Annotated in this window: 13 protein-coding genes; 8 read left to right on the plus strand and 5 right to left on the minus strand. The window is 35.6% G+C overall.

The annotated features are described in order from the left end of the window. Positions 1–117: 117 nt before the first annotated feature. Entirely contained in the window at positions 118–2,472 is a 2,355-nt protein-coding gene (locus tag ACFSJT_RS06905) for a TonB-dependent receptor (protein WP_378319490.1), read from the minus strand. 126 nt (positions 2,473–2,598) lie between these two features. Here ACFSJT_RS06905 and ACFSJT_RS06910 point away from each other — a divergent pair, with 126 nt between their 5' ends. Together ACFSJT_RS06910 and ACFSJT_RS06915 are read left to right on the plus strand one after the other, a co-directional pair. Next, positions 2,599–3,234 (plus strand): MarR family winged helix-turn-helix transcriptional regulator, encoded by a 636-nt coding sequence (locus ACFSJT_RS06910; protein WP_378319491.1) that lies wholly within the window; start codon positions 2,599–2,601, stop codon positions 3,232–3,234. A 153-nt stretch (positions 3,235–3,387) separates the two neighbouring features. After that, a complete protein-coding gene (locus ACFSJT_RS06915) occupies positions 3,388–4,170 on the plus strand; it encodes an amidohydrolase (protein WP_378319492.1) in 783 nt (260 codons plus the stop codon). Here ACFSJT_RS06915 and ACFSJT_RS06920 read toward each other — a convergent pair. After that, positions 4,162–5,775 (minus strand): Ig-like domain-containing domain, encoded by a 1,614-nt coding sequence (locus ACFSJT_RS06920; protein WP_378319493.1) that lies wholly within the window; start codon positions 5,773–5,775, stop codon positions 4,162–4,164. The two genes, ACFSJT_RS06915 and ACFSJT_RS06920, sit on opposite strands and share 9 nt — an antisense overlap. A 179-nt stretch (positions 5,776–5,954) precedes the next feature. Further along, complete coding sequence (locus ACFSJT_RS06925; protein ID WP_378319494.1) at positions 5,955–6,635, minus strand: ComF family protein; 681 nt, start codon at positions 6,633–6,635, stop codon at positions 5,955–5,957. Between the two features lie 76 nt (positions 6,636–6,711). On the opposite strand from ACFSJT_RS06925, the gene ACFSJT_RS06930 reads away from it, so the two are divergent. The 3 genes from ACFSJT_RS06930 to ACFSJT_RS06940 all read left to right on the plus strand — a co-directional run bounded on the left by ACFSJT_RS06930 (position 6,712) and on the right by ACFSJT_RS06940 (position 12,479). Beyond that, positions 6,712–7,593, plus strand: a complete 882-nt coding sequence (locus ACFSJT_RS06930) for a hypothetical protein (RefSeq protein WP_378319495.1) — start codon at positions 6,712–6,714, stop codon at positions 7,591–7,593. A gap of 117 nt (positions 7,594–7,710) precedes the next feature. Further along, on the plus strand, positions 7,711–9,246 hold the full coding sequence (locus tag ACFSJT_RS06935) for a glycine--tRNA ligase (RefSeq protein ID WP_378319496.1): 1,536 nt from the start codon (positions 7,711–7,713) through the stop codon (positions 9,244–9,246). Positions 9,247–9,473: 227 nt separating this feature from the next. Further along, the gene (locus tag ACFSJT_RS06940) at positions 9,474–12,479 is read left to right on the plus strand and encodes a GEVED domain-containing protein (protein WP_378319497.1); all 3,006 of its coding nucleotides are present in this window, start codon (positions 9,474–9,476) and stop codon (positions 12,477–12,479) included. A 2-nt stretch (positions 12,480–12,481) separates the two neighbouring features. Here the strand turns inward: ACFSJT_RS06940 and ACFSJT_RS06945 are convergent, their stop codons facing one another. Next, a complete protein-coding gene (locus ACFSJT_RS06945) occupies positions 12,482–12,844 on the minus strand; it encodes a hypothetical protein (protein ID WP_378319498.1) in 363 nt (120 codons plus the stop codon). A 131-nt stretch (positions 12,845–12,975) separates the two neighbouring features. Between ACFSJT_RS06945 and ACFSJT_RS06950 the strand changes: the two genes are divergently transcribed. Together ACFSJT_RS06950 and ACFSJT_RS06955 are read left to right on the plus strand one after the other, a co-directional pair. Further along, the gene (locus tag ACFSJT_RS06950) at positions 12,976–13,740 is read left to right on the plus strand and encodes an exodeoxyribonuclease III (RefSeq protein ID WP_378319499.1); all 765 of its coding nucleotides are present in this window, start codon (positions 12,976–12,978) and stop codon (positions 13,738–13,740) included. Between the two features lie 136 nt (positions 13,741–13,876). Further along, entirely contained in the window at positions 13,877–14,836 is a 960-nt protein-coding gene (locus tag ACFSJT_RS06955) for an OmpA/MotB family protein (protein ID WP_378319500.1), read from the plus strand. Between the two features lie 69 nt (positions 14,837–14,905). Here the strand turns inward: ACFSJT_RS06955 and ACFSJT_RS06960 are convergent, their stop codons facing one another. Continuing rightward, positions 14,906–15,313, minus strand: a complete 408-nt coding sequence (locus ACFSJT_RS06960) for a hypothetical protein (protein WP_378319501.1) — start codon at positions 15,311–15,313, stop codon at positions 14,906–14,908. Positions 15,314–15,590: 277 nt separating this feature from the next. On the opposite strand from ACFSJT_RS06960, the gene ACFSJT_RS06965 reads away from it, so the two are divergent. Then, positions 15,591–16,103 carry a hypothetical protein gene (locus tag ACFSJT_RS06965; protein ID WP_378319502.1) on the plus strand — a complete coding sequence of 171 codons (513 nt, stop codon included), beginning with the start codon at positions 15,591–15,593 and terminating at the stop codon, positions 16,101–16,103. Positions 16,104–16,269 lie beyond the last annotated feature (166 nt).

Raw genomic sequence — 16,269 nt, forward strand, 5'->3', positions numbered from 1 at the left:
AAAACGGCTTTAGAATCATACAGATCGATTCTAAAGCCATATTCTATGAGTATGTATTAAAGTACCTTATTTACAAAATGAGATAAGGGCGGTCAGATTTTGAGATATGCGTTTTTCTTAAAAATCCACTACAATGCCTATACTTGGTATAATTTGTCCTGTTTCAGTCTCTATGGCCGTTAAGCTTCTCGGCTCTACAACCGCTCCGTTTGCATCTCTATTAAGTCCAAATTGAGTGGGTTCTGGAATTTCTTGTCCCAGGACATTCTGCGCCTCTACAAATACATCTAGTGAAAGATTTTTAAAATTCCATTTTTTGTCAATACGCACATCAAGTTGGCTAAATGTATCTAGCTCTTCTTCACCCAAACGGCCGTAATCCAAAATAACTTCTGGATAATTAGCAAGAGTAGCATCGAGATCTGTCGGAACAAAAGGGGTGTTACCTGCAAAACGATACCTGGCACTTATTTCCCAATTGCGTTTTAGCTTATATCCACCTGTAAATGAAACCAGATGGCGGCTATCCCATACAGAAGGTAAATATTCGTTCCTGTCGAAGCCTGTAAATTCACTATAAAACCAAGTATATGCAAATATACCGTAGAAGTTATTCGTTAGTTTTTGCTGAAACTGAAGTTCTGCTCCATAGCTTCTTCCTCGACCAACGGTAGCGACATCTTCGCTTCCTAACACTTCGAAGTCAGCACCTTTGTTGGCCAGAGATACACCGTCTAGTATGGAAACTGGATAATCATCATAACGTTTATAAAAACCTTCTACAGATATATTTGCAGAAGGACCAAAATAATGTTGTAAACCAAGTACATAGTGATCACTTACCGTATAATCTACATCTTGATTTACCAGGATATTATTATTGTCTCTAAACCCTAAAATGGTATAAGGAGGTAGCTTATAGTATCTACCTATAGAACCGTTTAGCCTCCAATTTTCTTTGAATTCGTAAGATAGAGAGAGCCTTGGAGAGAAGGTAGATAGTAAATTGTCTTCTTCTGTAAAGGTATCATCATCTATTCTGAAACCAAAAGAAACATCTAATTTATCATCAAAGAATGATTTTGTCATGTTCGCGAACACCCCATATTTAGCAAAATCAATGTCTGTGTTAAAGATATTATTGTCGGTGAGATTTACTGTTTCGTTGCTATAATCAGAATATTGCGTATTAAAACCTGTGGTAAGCTTCCAATCACCAAAAAATTTTGTGAGTTGATATCGTAATTTGGTTTCAGACTCTGTAGCATCATTGCTAAAAATGACGCCGGTTTCATTTTCTGGGTCTTCATATCTGGTAAATTCATTGATTAGCGTATTGTTGCTTACTGTAGTTTCCATAAAACCAGACCCGTCTTTAAAACGGCGTTTCCAGGATAGACCTATTGCATTGGTTCGCTGATTAATAAAAGGAGCTTGTTCTAACTGTGCTTGTTGTTCTGCATCAAAATCTTCTGGTGCTTCTACAGAAAAATCATCTATAGACCCTAGACCAATAAAGCTTATGTCATTGTAAGCATCGATCTCATGGTTTATTTTATATTGATAGTCCCAGTAGTTGGGCCTAAAGGGGAGTCCGATCACTTCAAACAAAAATTGTAGGTAACTGCGCCTTGCCGATACTAAAAAAGTCGTTTTTGCTTCTTCATTTTTACCTTTAAAAAGAGGTCCTTCTAATGTTAGCGCGGCTTCACTGGCACTTACACGAAAGTTACCACTAAAATCCCGACGATTTCCGGTACGTTGACTAAACTGTAAAACTCCCGAAAGCGGATTATCATATTGAGCCCCAAAGGCAGAAGTTGATAAAGTAACGTTATCTATAAATGATACATTGATCAGTCCCACCGGGCCTCCCGCACTTCCTTGTGTACTAAAATGATTGATGTTAGGAACCTCCATCCCGTCTAGATAATAAACAGTCTCGTTGGGAGCACCACCACGAATGATTAAATCATTACGAAAGCCACCAATTGATGGAGACACTCCAGGGAGTGTTTGTGCAACTTGCACTACATCATTATTACTTCCCGGGTAGGTAGCAATTTCTACTGCCGATAAAGATTGTGTAGATAAGGGAGTTTCTTTGGGCCTGCTAATTTTGTTCGCATTAGTTATGACTACTTCGTCCAACGCTTCAGCTGACTCTTTTAGGATAAAATTATAAGCCGGAGTTCCTTTTGATCGTACAATAACATTAAATTTGGTTTGTGTTTCAAAACCAACATAACTTACAACTAAGTTGTATGATCCCGGAGTTATGTTTTCGATGCGATAGTTACCATCAAAATCGGTTTGTGCTCCTTTTTCTGTGCCTTCAAGAAAAACAGAGGCTCCTAATACGGGTTGGCCGGTTTGATCTGTTACATTTCCAAATAGCTCACCATAAACCTGGGCATGCAGATTAGAGATGAGAAGTAAGGTAAGTACTAAAACGGTGTTTTTAATATTCATAACTACGGTTTTTAATGGTTTTAAAGTATTTTAGAGTTAATTGTTTAATTGGTTTGTGCAAATATTAAACAATTAGGTATTATATAATAATAAATTATTGTAATTTAGTGTTAAAAAATAGTTTTAATGAAGATTTACGAGTTAATAAGACAATTGATAGATCTCACTGGAGAGTTTGCAAAAGGTAGAATAGATAAGGACATTCATATAAAATCTTTTTTGAATTGGTTACCCAAACGCATGGATGAAACGGTTTCTACTGAGGATTATGAGATCACGGGGCATAGCTTAGAGGCTGAAATAGCAGCATATATTGGCAGAATGAGTAGGTATTCTAATACATATATTAAATCTGCGTTGGTTGATTTACCTTTTGCAACCGATATGGATTTTGCTTTTACCGCTATTCTGCATCGGGCTGGGCCTATAGGGAAAACAGATTTGATCAGGAAGATGGCTTATGATAAATCTTCTGGAATGGAGGTGATTAAACGATTACTAAAAAATGGAATTATCGAACAGTTTCCAAACCCAAATGATAAAAGAAGTAAATTGTTGAGGTTGACCAAAAGTGGAGAAGAAAATGTTATAAAAGCTTACTCAGAAGCGCATAAAGCAGCAAAGACAGTTAGTGGTTGTTTAGATACTGGTGAAAAGATTGCATTATTACGAATATTAAAAAAACTAGATGAGTTTCATCTGCCCATTTACCTTGAAGAAGAAAAAGATTTAAATGTAATTATAGAAAGGTATTCTTTGTAGTCTTAAACGATTTGCTAGCCATAAGATCTTATACCATTTATCATTTGAATTTACCTGGATAAAATGTTCTTTTTTCTCCTTCATTGAATTAAAAAAATCTTAATTTTCTTTTCAGTAAATTCAAACAACAAATGATATTAGTATTTTTAACCTATGAAGGGAATATTACAAATAGCATTGATTCAACCTGATTTGGTTTGGGAAAATGCGCCCAAAAACCGAGAAGCTTTTTTGCAAAAAATTGACACTATCCCCCAGGATGTCGATCTTATCATACTACCAGAAATGTTCACCACAGGATTTACTATGAATGCCGCTGGGGTGGCTGAGACCATGAAGGGAGAAACAATCCAATGGCTGACAACTATTTCGAAAACAAAAGATTGTGCGATAACCGGAAGTATAATTATAGAAGAGAACAAAAAATATTACAATCGCTTAATTTTTATGCTACCCAATGGTGAATATCACACCTACGATAAGCATCAGTTATTTACGCTGGCAAGAGAACATGAAGTTTTTACGGCAGGGCAAAAAGAGGTGATTATTGAATATTTAGGATGGAAAATCAAGCCACAGATTTGTTATGATCTTAGATTTCCCGTTTGGGCAAGAAACACTTCTGAATATGATTTGTTATTGTACGTGGCAAGCTGGCCAAAACCAAGAATCAATGCCTGGGATACCTTGTTAAAAGCACGAGCGATCGAAAATATGTGTTATTGTGTAGGAGTTAATAGGGTGGGTATCGATGGTAAAGCATATGAGTACAATGGGCACTCTGCTGTATACGATGTTTTAGGGAATTCGGTTTTAGAAGAAAATCCTGTCGAAAAAGAAACAATTTTATATACAAGATTAGACAAATCTCACATAGTTGATGTTAGAGAAAAATTGGCATTTTTAAAGGATCGGGATCATTTTAAGTTACTCTAAGATAAAAGTCTGTTTTAGTTCCCAATTGGCTCGAACATCAATAACATCTGGAAAATACTTTATTTCTTCAGGTTGAATACCTTTTAAGAAATTGCCCGTATCCCATATTCCATTTTTATTTGAATCTATGATGACTCGCATGTAATATTTGCCGGGATCTAAATAATCAAAAGTAATCAGTTCTTCTTTTGTAGCAATTCGTTCTGAGATGACTTCATCTTTTTCATTGGTGAGTTCTACGATAACCGGATAATTTTCAACATTTTGAAGCGTAAGAAAAATGGTGCCGTAATCGGTTAATTTTTTTGTCCTGAAATTAATAGTAATGGTATCATTAACATTACCAATAAAATCTTTGAGTGCCTCAGGTAGCATCTGTAGCGTATAAGAGTTACTTTCTGTTTTTTCAAATAATAACTGGGCTTCATTGTTTACTGAATCTAGTTGCATTGAAAAAGGAACATCCAGTGTATCTTTATCTTTTAATGAGATAAGCTGTTCATTAATACTATCTAATGGGGTATTAGAGTAGAAAACATAATTTTCATTTAAAGGCAGCATTGACCTGAATCTTGTAGAAATTTGTAGTGAATCCTTATATTGGTCTTTAAATCGGGGGACCAAAGTATCACGATAATTTTTAGAATTTGTCACTTCAAAAATTAAAGAATCTACCTCAAAAAATGGTTTGAACCAATAGTGTAAAGTGTCTTTTTCTTTATCTTGAAAAACAAGGGTTTCAAAGTTCTCTGGGGTATCACTTAACAAATTGATTTTCATACTATCAACTTCACCTCGATAAGGGAATATAAATTCATTTTTCGAAACTTGTTTAGGTAAGAGCGCTTTAAACTCAGAAACTTCTTTAAATATTTCAATAGTAAATATCTTAGCAGTATCAGCAGGAAGGGTTACAATTTCTTCATAAAAACCTATTTTATCTTGTTTAGGCTCATAAAGATAGTTAGAAGCCGCATCTTTGAGAGCAATAAGTTTGTATTTTCCTTCTTTTAGGTTATAAAATTCAAAAAAGGTGCTATCCAGGGTATTGGTGATATACTTTGGAACCGTATTAAAAACTAACGAATCAGAGTAATTTTCATCTATTTCATATAATGCCACTGTCATGTAAGGATCTATCTTTTTTTGAATAGCGTTATTGACCGAACCTTTTATGCTTAATGAATCCAGAAAATCGCCGGTAGAGAAAACATATCTGAAAAAGGGATATGCATTCCCTTCGTTATTATCCTCGACACTTTCTCCAAAATTGATGCTATACGTTGTATTTTGTAATAAAGTATCTTCAAACTTAATTTTTATATACTTGCTGGCACTTCCTAAAGGAGTAATGGTTGGTTTTGGATCCATAGGAGGTGAAATGATGATTTGTTTTTGAGCATCCTTTAGCTTTACATACTCATCAAAATAGATTCGAATCTCATCTTTGTTAAAATTTGTCGAAAAATTAGGAGGAAAAGCCTTTACAAAAACAGGCGGCGTTTCATCTTTTTCTCCGCCAGTTATTGATCCTTTTTTTGCACAACTACCTACAAAGGCTAGCACTACCAAGGTCAACAATAACATTTCTAATCTTTTGTTCATATCTCCTTTCGCTATTTTAAGACACAAAGAAACAACTATATTGAAAAACAAAAAAACTTAATGAAACTCTATTTGAACCCCTACTTTAAATGGCTTTTAAATCGTAAGTTGAATTAATTCTGTTTTTATAACGGGACACCAAACTCAAAATTTTAATGTATCATAAACATTATTCTAATCTATTCTGTTATTGCCATAGTAGCGATACTAATTTTAATATTCGGAATAGCTTTTAGCGCCTCAATACAAGCTTCAATAGTGGCTCCTGTGGTAATAATGTCATCTACCAACAAAATGTGTTTGTTTTCTAGTAAAGACTCATTTTGGATTCCAAATGTTTCAGAAATATTAATCCATCTAGAACCTTTATTATGTTTTGATTGTTTTTTGTGGTAAGAGTTTTTTTTCAAAACAGAATCAATATAGCCTGCATTCAATTTTTCAGCAATTTCAATTCCAAATTTTTTTACTTGGTTATACCCTCTTTCTCGAAGTCTTTTTTTGTGTAATGGTACTGGTATAACAACATCAATTTTTTGATAATCAGGATTTTGAGCCAATTTTTCTCCGAGCCATTTCCCTAATTCTTCTCCAATTTCTTCTCTTCCCTTGTATTTAAGATTGTGAATCAAATTTTGTATTAAACTATCCTTTTGAAAGATGAATAAAGAGGCGGCGTTTTCAATTTTGACACGACCATAAAATACTTTTTCAATTTTTTTTGCGTTTACGTTATGGAAATTGCCCAAAGGGAGTTCGTGCCTGCATGTAGTGCACAGCAACTTTTCGTTTTTATATAGTGCACCATTGCAGGAGGCACAATATATAGGATAGAATAAATAAGCTAAGTCTCTTAGCATTTTATTAGGGAGATTACCATTAAATATTATATTTTAGCTATTGAAAATAACCATCTAAATTAGAAATTAATTAATTATGACAACTCAAAACAATAACTTGACCCTTAAAATTCTTATTGGTGTTCTAGGGGCACTGTTGCTAATTCTAGGGATTTTCACCTATAAGTTTTACAACGAAGAGAAGCAAAATAAAGCAATTTTGCAACAAGAAAAGGATCTTATTGAAAGTGAATTAGGAGAATTGATCACAAAATATGACAATGCTATCGCTCTTAATGAAGTAATGGATGACCATTTACTAAAAGCTAAAGAACGTATTGTAGTTCTATTGGATAGCGTAAAAGATAACGATGCTAACCTGGCACTAATCTCTAGATATAGAAGAGAGGTTGGAAAACTTAAAAAGGAGCGAGAAAGATTATTTAAGCTTGCAGACAGTCTGACGGTAGCGAATACACAATTGGCCACAGATCTAGATAGTACTTCTGTAGCTTTAAATCAAAGAATTATTTTATCGGATTCTTTACAGACTCAAAATCAAAAACTCGCCGAAATCGTAGAAAGAGGTTCTGCTCTTACTGCTGCGAATATCAAAGCAGAAGGAGTGAGAGTGCGTAACAGCGGTAAAATATCAAGCTCTTCTAAAGCCAGTAGAGCAGAAAAAGTAAGAGTTTGCTTTACACTTTCACCAAATAAATTAACAGAGAAAGGTGATAAAGAACTTTTTGTGCAGGTTATAAATCCTGAAAATAACTTAATCGGAGACAAAGTTTCTATCAACTTTGATGACGCTATCCTTACTTATAGTGGTCGTAATAAAGTATTCTATGAGAATGATGCACTGGATGTTTGCGTATTAGTGGATGCTGCAGAAGGAGAATTAGTAAAAGGTAATTATGTTGTAAACCTTTTCTCTGGACCAAGGATGATTTCTAATACACAATTCGAATTGAAATAATTCTTTCAACTACAATATAGACCGTCATATTTTTAGTAATATGGCGGTTTTTTTGTGCTTTCAATAGAAATTAATTTTGTAGGTTACTAATTAGATAAATTCGATTATTTTTGCGCAATGGCAAAGCAAGAAGATAAATTTAAAAAGGTTATAGCTCATGCAAAAGAGTATGGGTATATTTTTGGTTCGAGCGAAATTTATGATGGACTTAGTGCAGTATATGACTATGGTCAAAACGGAGTAGAACTTAAAAAGAACATTAGAGAATACTGGTGGAAAAGCATGGTAAATATGCACCAAAATATTGTAGGCTTAGACGCTGCTATATTTATGCATCCTACCACATGGAAAGCATCTGGACATGTAGATGCTTTTAATGATCCTCTCATAGATAATAAAGATTCTAAAAAAAGATATAGGGCAGATGTTCTTATCGAGGATTATGCCGAAAAACTGAATCAAAAAGCTCAAAAAGAAATTGTCAAAGCAAAAAAGCGTTTTGGTGATGATTTTGATGAAGCACAATTCGTATCAACAAATCCTCGAGTAGTAAAGTATCTGTCTGAGAGGGAAGAAGTGCTTAAACGTATGGGCTCGTCTTTAGAAAACGAAGATCTTGCCGACGTAAAAGCTTTAATTGAAGAACTGGGAATTGCTGATCCAGAGACCGGATCAAAAAATTGGACAGAAGTACGGCAATTTAACCTAATGTTTGGTACCAAATTGGGAGCTTCGGCAGAAACTGCTACAGATTTATTTTTGCGCCCCGAAACGGCTCAGGGAATTTTTGTAAACTTTCTTAATGTTCAGAAAACAGGTCGTATGAAAATACCCTTTGGTATAGCCCAGACCGGAAAAGCATTTAGAAATGAAATTGTGGCAAGACAGTTTATTTTCAGAATGCGAGAGTTCGAACAAATGGAAATGCAGTTTTTTGTACGACCTGGAGATGAGATGAGATGGTACGAATATTGGAAAGAAACACGGCTAAAATGGCACCATTCCCTGGGGTTAGGAGAAGAGAATTACCGTTTCCATGATCATGATAAATTGGCACATTATGCCAATGCGGCGGCAGATATAGAGTTTAATTTTCCATTTGGCTTTAAAGAATTAGAAGGTATTCATTCTAGAACCGATTTTGACCTTAAAGCACATGAGGAATATTCAGGGAAAAAATTACAATTCTTCGATCCAGAGCTACAGGAAAGCTATGTTCCTTACGTAGTAGAAACATCGGTAGGGTTGGATCGCATGTTCCTGGCTGTTTTCTCTACTGCATTACAGGATGAAGAATTGGCAGACGGGAGTAGTAGAGTGGTTCTAAAATTACCAGCTGTTGTAGCTCCTGTTAAAGCCGCAATTCTTCCTTTGGTCAAGAAAGACGGCTTGCCAGAAATAGCACAACAAATTGTAGATGATCTTAAATGGAAGTTTAACGTGATATATGATGAAAAAGATGCGATAGGTCGTCGATATCGAAGACAAGATGCCAATGGTACACCTTTTTGCATCACCATAGATCACGATACTCTTAAAGATCAAACAGTAACGATCAGGGATAGAGACACTATGGAACAAAAACGGGTGCCTATTTCAGATTTGAAAACTATCATTTCAGAAAAAACTGATGCAGAATATTGGTTAAAATAATATATAAAACCTTCTGTTTTAAGAACAAAACTGCCTTGTAAAAATGGGCAGTTTTGTATTTTCATAAGAACAGAATAGTTAACTAAAGATTTATGATTTTTTTGAAAAAATAAAATTCTTTGATGTCGATCATGGTGATTAACTATTCTATTGTTATCATATCTTGAAGTTTAATTGTATTTTAGTCGAAAAGTACAGAGTTTAATTACTCAATAAATGCCCATTTTATGCTGTTGAAAAAGATTTTAGTTTTAGTTTCTATATTCTCTATCACACTTGGTTTTTCTCAAGTGAAAAAGAAAGAAATAAAAAATGCCAGTTTGATTTCTACCGCAACATATATGAAAAATGTTGAACCGATGGCAGGGAAGAAGTTAATCCCTGGAAAACCAAGAAAAGGTAAGATAAACCCCAGAAGAACAGACGGAAATAAAATAGTACCGGGAAAAGGATCTAAAGGGCCGGATCCATTGGTGAAAAGGCAAAAGAGCGCTCAAAGCATAAGAGCTAGTAAAGCCCCTACTTTAATTTTTGAAGCCAATACAAGTACATTTTCCCCATCGGATCCTACAGGGGCTATAGGTCCCAATCATTATGTAAGTGCCAAGAACTTTGAATTTGCGATACATGATCGCTCAGGAGTCGAGTTAATGGCTTCAGCGTCATTAGAAAATATCTTTCCAGGAGAAAGTCTGGGAGATCCTATCGTATTTTATGATAGTTTTGCAGATCGATTTGTAGTTACTCAATTTTCTAATTCACCTAATGGATTTTTGGTAGCAGTATGCCAAGGTCCAGATCCTGTAAATGATGGTTGGTTTACGTATCGATTTGATACCGGGAGTTTCCCTGATTACACAAAATTTTCAATATGGTCAGATGGGTATTATGTAACCGCAAATAAAGATCAAAACTCATTACAAAATGATGAAGTTGTATTTGTAGTAGAAAGAGAAAAAATGCTGGTGGGTGAAGAAAATGTAAAAATGGTGGGATTCCCACTTCCAGGAGCAAGAATTGGAGGGTTCTACAGTCCGGCATCATTTAATGCCATAGGTAATACACTACCTCCAGATGGCGATGCAAGAATAATCTATTACCAGGATGACGCATGGCAGGGAGTTACTGAAGACGCTCTTAAACTATGGACTATTAATGTAGATTGGATAAATCCAGGTCAATCAACCATCGCTGAATCTGAAGAATTAACGGTGAGCAGTGGAGCTATCAATGCATTTGATTCTACATTTGATGGAGGTTCGTTTGGGAATCTTCCTCAGCCTAATGATGGTCAGGATATTGATGTGTTACAAGGAGCGGTAATGTATGCCACTAATTACAGAAGATTTTGTGATTACAATGCTGTAGTGCTTAATTTTCCGGTAGATATTGATGACAGACAGGATTCTGACAATGTTTCTGGAATTAGATGGTACGAGTTACGACAGAATGGAGATGGACAACCTTGGACGGTTTTTCAGGAAGGGACCTATACTTCTACAGATGGCAAAAGTGCGTGGTGTGCCAGTATGGCAATGGACGTTTTTGGTAATATTGGTATGGGTTATTCTACGATGGGCACGACGACCAATTTAGCCACAGAAGATAGTTTTGTGTCGATTCGCTATACGGGTAGGTTAGTCGATGACCCTTTAGGCACTATGACGTTTCCCGAAGAGACTATTGCCATTGGTACTGCAATCAATAATACAGATCAAAATAGATATGGTGATTATGCCCAGTTGAGCGTAGATCCGTTAGATGACCAAACCTTTTGGCATATCGCAGAATATTTTGAAGAAACAGGAGATAACGCAAGAAATATTGTTGGAGTTTTTAAAATTGCCAGTAATGTTACCAGTGATGTTGGCGTAATAAAAATAGATACTCCTATAGATGCAGTTTTGGCTACAGATGAAACTATTACGGTAACTATCAAAAATTTTGGCTCTTCTACACAAACTGATATTCCAGTGAGTTACTCTATTAATGGGGGAACACCAGTTACCGAATTATTTGCAGGGCCTTTGAGTGCAGGAAGAACGGCTTCTTTTTCTTTTGCTACCCCAGCAGATCTTACAGCAGAGAGATCTTATAATATCACTGCAGAAACTAATTTGACTGGGGATACTACTCCAGAAAATGATTGCTCATCTAGAGATGTTAGAAATTTATTTTCTAATGATGTTGGAGTAACCGACCTGGTTGCGCCACAGGCCAATGGTCAGTTTACTGCCGAAGAAGAAATAACGATTACCATTTTTAATTATGGAGGCTCACCACAATCAAATATTCCTGTTTTTTATTCGCTTAACGAGGGAACTCGTGTTAATGAAGTGTTTACCGGGACGTTGGCATCTCAAGAATCTGCGATATACACGTTTACGACCACAGTAAACCTTCTGGAGTTTGGAGAGTATAGTTTTCAAATAGGTGCCTTATTATCCAGTGATGAGGACACCACCAATGATGTTATAACAAGAACCATAGAAAACGCAATTTGTGCACCTACATCTGATTGTGCTCAGTTTGGAGACGGGATAACTTCGTTCCAACTGGCAAATGTTACCAATTCACCAATAAACTGTACTACGGGATATGAAGATTTTACAAATGATTTCATAATACAGCTTAACAGATCAGAGGAATATACCCTAACTGTTCAATCTGGATTTGCAGATGAGAATGAGTCTGAGCAATTTTCTGTATGGATAGATTTTGATGATGATAATATATTTGAAGTATCAGAATTAGTATTAAACAGTCAAGTTATTACAGAGATTAATCTAGATCAGAGTTATGCATTATCACTAAGCGGAGATGCTACACTGGGTTCGCACTTGTTTAGAATTAGAGCGGGTGATACTAATACAAATAATGGGGCTCTTCTTAATGAACCATGTGGTTCAATGCAATTTGGAACCACACATGATTATACAGTAGAAATAGTCGATGAACCCGTAGGGCCAGACCCCAACATCGTAACTGATTTGATCGTAGTTAGTCAACCTAACAATCAATTTGTAATCACTAAAACAGATCCTAACGCTCCTGTTGAAGAAAGAATTTATATATTTAATATTAGGGGACAAATTGTAGCTTCTAATCTTATAAGAAAAGATGGGAATAATACTTTCACCTACGAATTGGACATGTCTTTTGCCAGGTCGGGTATTTATTTTGCCAGACTTGGCAATAGTAAAAGGAATGTGGTAGGGTTTGGCGTGCTATAAATTTATTTAGAACGTTTGTTTATTTCATTAATGGAAACAGGACGCGCTTCGCTACACCTGCTGGGCATTCTAAGACTGGAAAATTTTACCCAAACTCGTTCAGGTATCTGACCGTCTTTGAAAAATTCACCAAGATTAATAGGATCCAGCTTGTCTTGATATTCTTCGACAGTAAGAACATAGGGGCAATCTTTTGATTTGTTTACAGTGATGGTGCCTTTGCTAAATCCTTTTTCAATCATTTCTTTTTCATCTATTTGCTGTACATCAGCTTTTGCTTCAGCCGTATTTGTAGTTTTTGTAGTGGCACAGGTATACAGGCTAAGCATGGCAAATAGGTACGCTATTTTAAGCATGATCTTCATGATTTGTGGTTGTTTTTATAAAGATAGAGGTTTTAGCCTAATTAGTTTGTAACACCCAAAAGTTTATGATGTATTTAGACAATGGAATAACAGTAAATTTTATTTTTACTAAAAATTTAAATTGATACTTCATGAAAATTATTTCCTATAACGTAAACGGAATTAGAGCGGCACTTAATAAAGGATTTTTAGAGTGGTTACAACAAGCAGATCCCGATGTGATTTGCCTTCAGGAAATAAAAGCCAACAAAGACCAATTGGATCTTGATGTGTTTGCCGAAGCTGGATATCCTCATAATTATTGGTATAGTGCCCAGAAAAAGGGATATAGCGGAGTAGCAATTTTATCTAAAACTGCTCCTGATCATATTGAATATGGTACCGGGATCGAATATATGGACCATGAAGGGCGTAACCTTAGGGCAGATTTTAATGGAGTTTCAATAATGAGCCTGTATTTGCCCAGTGGAACTAATATGGATCGATTAGAACATAAGTTAACATATATGGCTGACTTTCAATCGTACATAAATCATTTAAAAAAGAACCATCCAAACCTCGTCATTCTGGGGGATTATAATATATGTCACCAAGCCATCGATATTCACGATCCAGTACGTAATAAAAATGTATCTGGATTTTTACCGGTAGAACGCGAGTGGATCAGTAATTTTATGGATAGTGGATTTATTGATTCGTTTAGACATTTCAATAAGGAACCGCATCATTATTCCTGGTGGAGCTACCGGGCTAATGCCAGGGCAAACAACAAAGGATGGCGTTTAGATTATGGGATGGTCGCCAAACCTCTACAAGAAAAATTGAAAAGAGCCGTTATCTTATCAGAGGCAAAACATAGTGATCATTGTCCGATTGTAGTAGAGTTAGAACTGTAATTTTTGCTTTTCTATTACTTTACGTCGAAAGGTAGACAAAAAACATCTCGACTACGCTCGATGTGACAGGAGAGTAGTAGTGAGTAGTCAAAAAAAAGAAGTATATAATTATTTGTAGTATATAAAACCCCATAAAATGATTAAAAAAGTTGTATTCATTATCGTCATTGGTTTACTTATGACTTCGTGTGTGACGTCTAAAGTTTATAAAGATTTAGAAAATAAGTATGCCAATCTGAAACGAGAAAATCGTAAAATGGAAGACGAATTAGCGGCACTGGAGAAACAAAACAGGGCCGATAAAAAGTCAATAGACGAGCTTAGCACACAGTACGAAAAAACAAAGGCCGAAAGAGACGAGTTGCAACGTAACTATGAAGCTGCTCAAGCCAATTATGAAAACCTGAAACGATCGTATGACGCTTTAGAAAAAAACAGCTCTGCTGCCATTGCTGCCAATAGCAAAAAGAACAGAGAATTATTGGCACAACTTGAGGATAAGGAGCGAGCATTGGCTAAAGAGCGTACGCGTTTGGATGCACTACAACGAGATTTAGAAGCGCGCTCGCAACGAGTTAACGAACTAGAAGGCTTAATTGCCGCCAAAGATGCCAAGATGCAAGCGTTAAAATCTGCAATTTCTAAAGCCTTACGTAATTTTGAAGGTAAAGGCCTTACCGTAGAAGAACGCGATGGTAAAGTTTATATTTCTATGGAAAATAAGTTGCTGTTCGAATCTGGAAGCTGGGCTGTAGGAACACAAGGCCGTAAAGCCGTAAAACAATTAGGTAAAGTACTGGCTCAAAATCCTGATATCGCTGTATTAATAGAAGGTCATACCGATGACGATCCCTACCTGGGTAATGCACAGTTATCGGGTAACTGGGATCTATCGACCAAAAGGGCTACGGCTATTGTCAATATTTTGTTAGAAAATAGTCAAATTGATCCGCAGAATTTAACTGCTGCAGGTAGAGGAGAGTTTGCTCCTGTAGCCAGTAACGACACCAACGAAGGAAAGAGCAAAAACCGACGTATCGAGGTGATTTTGACTCCAAAACTGGACGAAATTTCAAAACTGCTCAACGATATATAATTGAAGCAGGATGTAAAAAAAATAGCGGCCATTTGGCCGCTATTTTTTTTTAATAAATATATTACTATTCTAGTTGAAAAGATCTCCCAATATTTTATCAACATCTTGGTCGTAGTTAACTCTCAAGCTTTCTTTTAGCTGTAAAAGCTTAGAATAAAAACTTTCGATTACACGTTCAGAATTCTTCAAATCAAGAGGAACAATTTTTCCAGTCGAAGTCAGCAAATTATAATTATAAAATTTCTTTTCTTTTGGTTTTGAAGGATCCAATTTTTGTTCAATTGAGATAGTTCCATCTTTTTTGACTACAGAAACGACACTACCTTGCGCTACTACGTTTTCCGTAACGTCATTTAGTTCTGATGCTAGAGCGTATAATTGAGTAAAAGATTCAGCTCTCTGTTTCCAAGTATCTTCCTGAGCCTGAACCGAGAATCCTGCGCATAGCACAAATGCAAGTAGAAATAATTTTTTCATAATGTTTGGGTGTTAAAAAATGTATTAAAAGTTTATAGGTTAATTACACCGGTTATCACAACGTAATAAAACTTTTTTTATTGTTAAAATAACCTTAAAAATCGCCTCAAAATAGGCATTTTATTCAATAAAAACCAAAAAGTGTGCCACGAATTTAGTAAACAAAAATAAAATTCTTAATTATGTAAAGTGAAAATCGTAAAAATAAGGAAGACAGATAACAAAAGGACGTTGCAAGACGTTTATATACCCCAATCAATTTAAAACCATTGAACAAATGAAGAAGCTATCTATTTCTATACTAATACTGGTATCTGTGTTTAAAGGAATGAGCCAGGAAAGCGAAGAAGAGTACCAGAACGAAGAAGAAATACAAAGTGAAGAAGAGGTGCAAGAGGAAGAACAAGGAGATAACAACTACTTTGATATTTACAACTATTTCAATTTTACCAATGATGAGTATGCTAACGCTACAGATAAGGTAAGTGATATGTATCCTGAAGAACAAGATGAACTTAATAAATTGGTAGTAGAGGTTCAAAAAGATGCCGTATTAAAAGATCGCTTGTTTAGAGAATTGATTGCAAAACCTAATAAAAAGAATCCTTACAAGGGTAAAGACAGCCCGGGATTTGTGTGTATCCTACGCGGTCTTATAGAAAACAAAACGGTTTATAACGAGATTGTAAACAACGGGGGCGCTGAGGATGCAGCCAGAAACGCCGCCGCTCTTGCCGAAAGAACGGTGCGTAGAAAATGCGGTATCTCTAATAAAATGAATAAGGAATAGTATTACGGGTCAAAATTAAAACATGAATAATAATCGCTAAGCTGGCATTACTATCTGCTGACTGCAATGACCATTACGAAAAAGGAGCAACGAAGTAATCTTTTCATTTTGAAAATAATATTCGTGATGAGAAAAACAGTAACATTTTGCCTTTCTTTGCTATTCA

It is taken from the genome of Aquimarina celericrescens (assembly GCF_042682765.1).
Classification (GTDB): Bacteria; Bacteroidota; Bacteroidia; order Flavobacteriales; family Flavobacteriaceae; genus Aquimarina; species Aquimarina celericrescens.

Bases quoted from the DNA above. Each gene is read 5' to 3' on its own strand.
- ACFSJT_RS06905 (WP_378319490.1), bottom strand. From the start codon at position 2,472: ATGAATATTAAAAACACCGTTTTAGTACTTACCTTACTTCTCATCTCT.
- ACFSJT_RS06910 (WP_378319491.1), top strand. From the start codon at position 2,599: ATGAAGATTTACGAGTTAATAAGACAATTGATAGATCTCACTGGAGAG.
- ACFSJT_RS06915 (WP_378319492.1), top strand. From the start codon at position 3,388: ATGAAGGGAATATTACAAATAGCATTGATTCAACCTGATTTGGTTTGG.
- ACFSJT_RS06920 (WP_378319493.1), bottom strand. From the start codon at position 5,775: ATGAACAAAAGATTAGAAATGTTATTGTTGACCTTGGTAGTGCTAGCC.
- ACFSJT_RS06925 (WP_378319494.1), bottom strand. From the start codon at position 6,635: ATGCTAAGAGACTTAGCTTATTTATTCTATCCTATATATTGTGCCTCC.
- ACFSJT_RS06930 (WP_378319495.1), top strand. From the start codon at position 6,712: ATGACAACTCAAAACAATAACTTGACCCTTAAAATTCTTATTGGTGTT.
- ACFSJT_RS06935 (WP_378319496.1), top strand. From the start codon at position 7,711: ATGGCAAAGCAAGAAGATAAATTTAAAAAGGTTATAGCTCATGCAAAA.
- ACFSJT_RS06940 (WP_378319497.1), top strand. From the start codon at position 9,474: ATGCTGTTGAAAAAGATTTTAGTTTTAGTTTCTATATTCTCTATCACA.
- ACFSJT_RS06945 (WP_378319498.1), bottom strand. From the start codon at position 12,844: ATGAAGATCATGCTTAAAATAGCGTACCTATTTGCCATGCTTAGCCTG.
- ACFSJT_RS06950 (WP_378319499.1), top strand. From the start codon at position 12,976: ATGAAAATTATTTCCTATAACGTAAACGGAATTAGAGCGGCACTTAAT.
- ACFSJT_RS06955 (WP_378319500.1), top strand. From the start codon at position 13,877: ATGATTAAAAAAGTTGTATTCATTATCGTCATTGGTTTACTTATGACT.
- ACFSJT_RS06960 (WP_378319501.1), bottom strand. From the start codon at position 15,313: ATGAAAAAATTATTTCTACTTGCATTTGTGCTATGCGCAGGATTCTCG.
- ACFSJT_RS06965 (WP_378319502.1), top strand. From the start codon at position 15,591: ATGAAGAAGCTATCTATTTCTATACTAATACTGGTATCTGTGTTTAAA.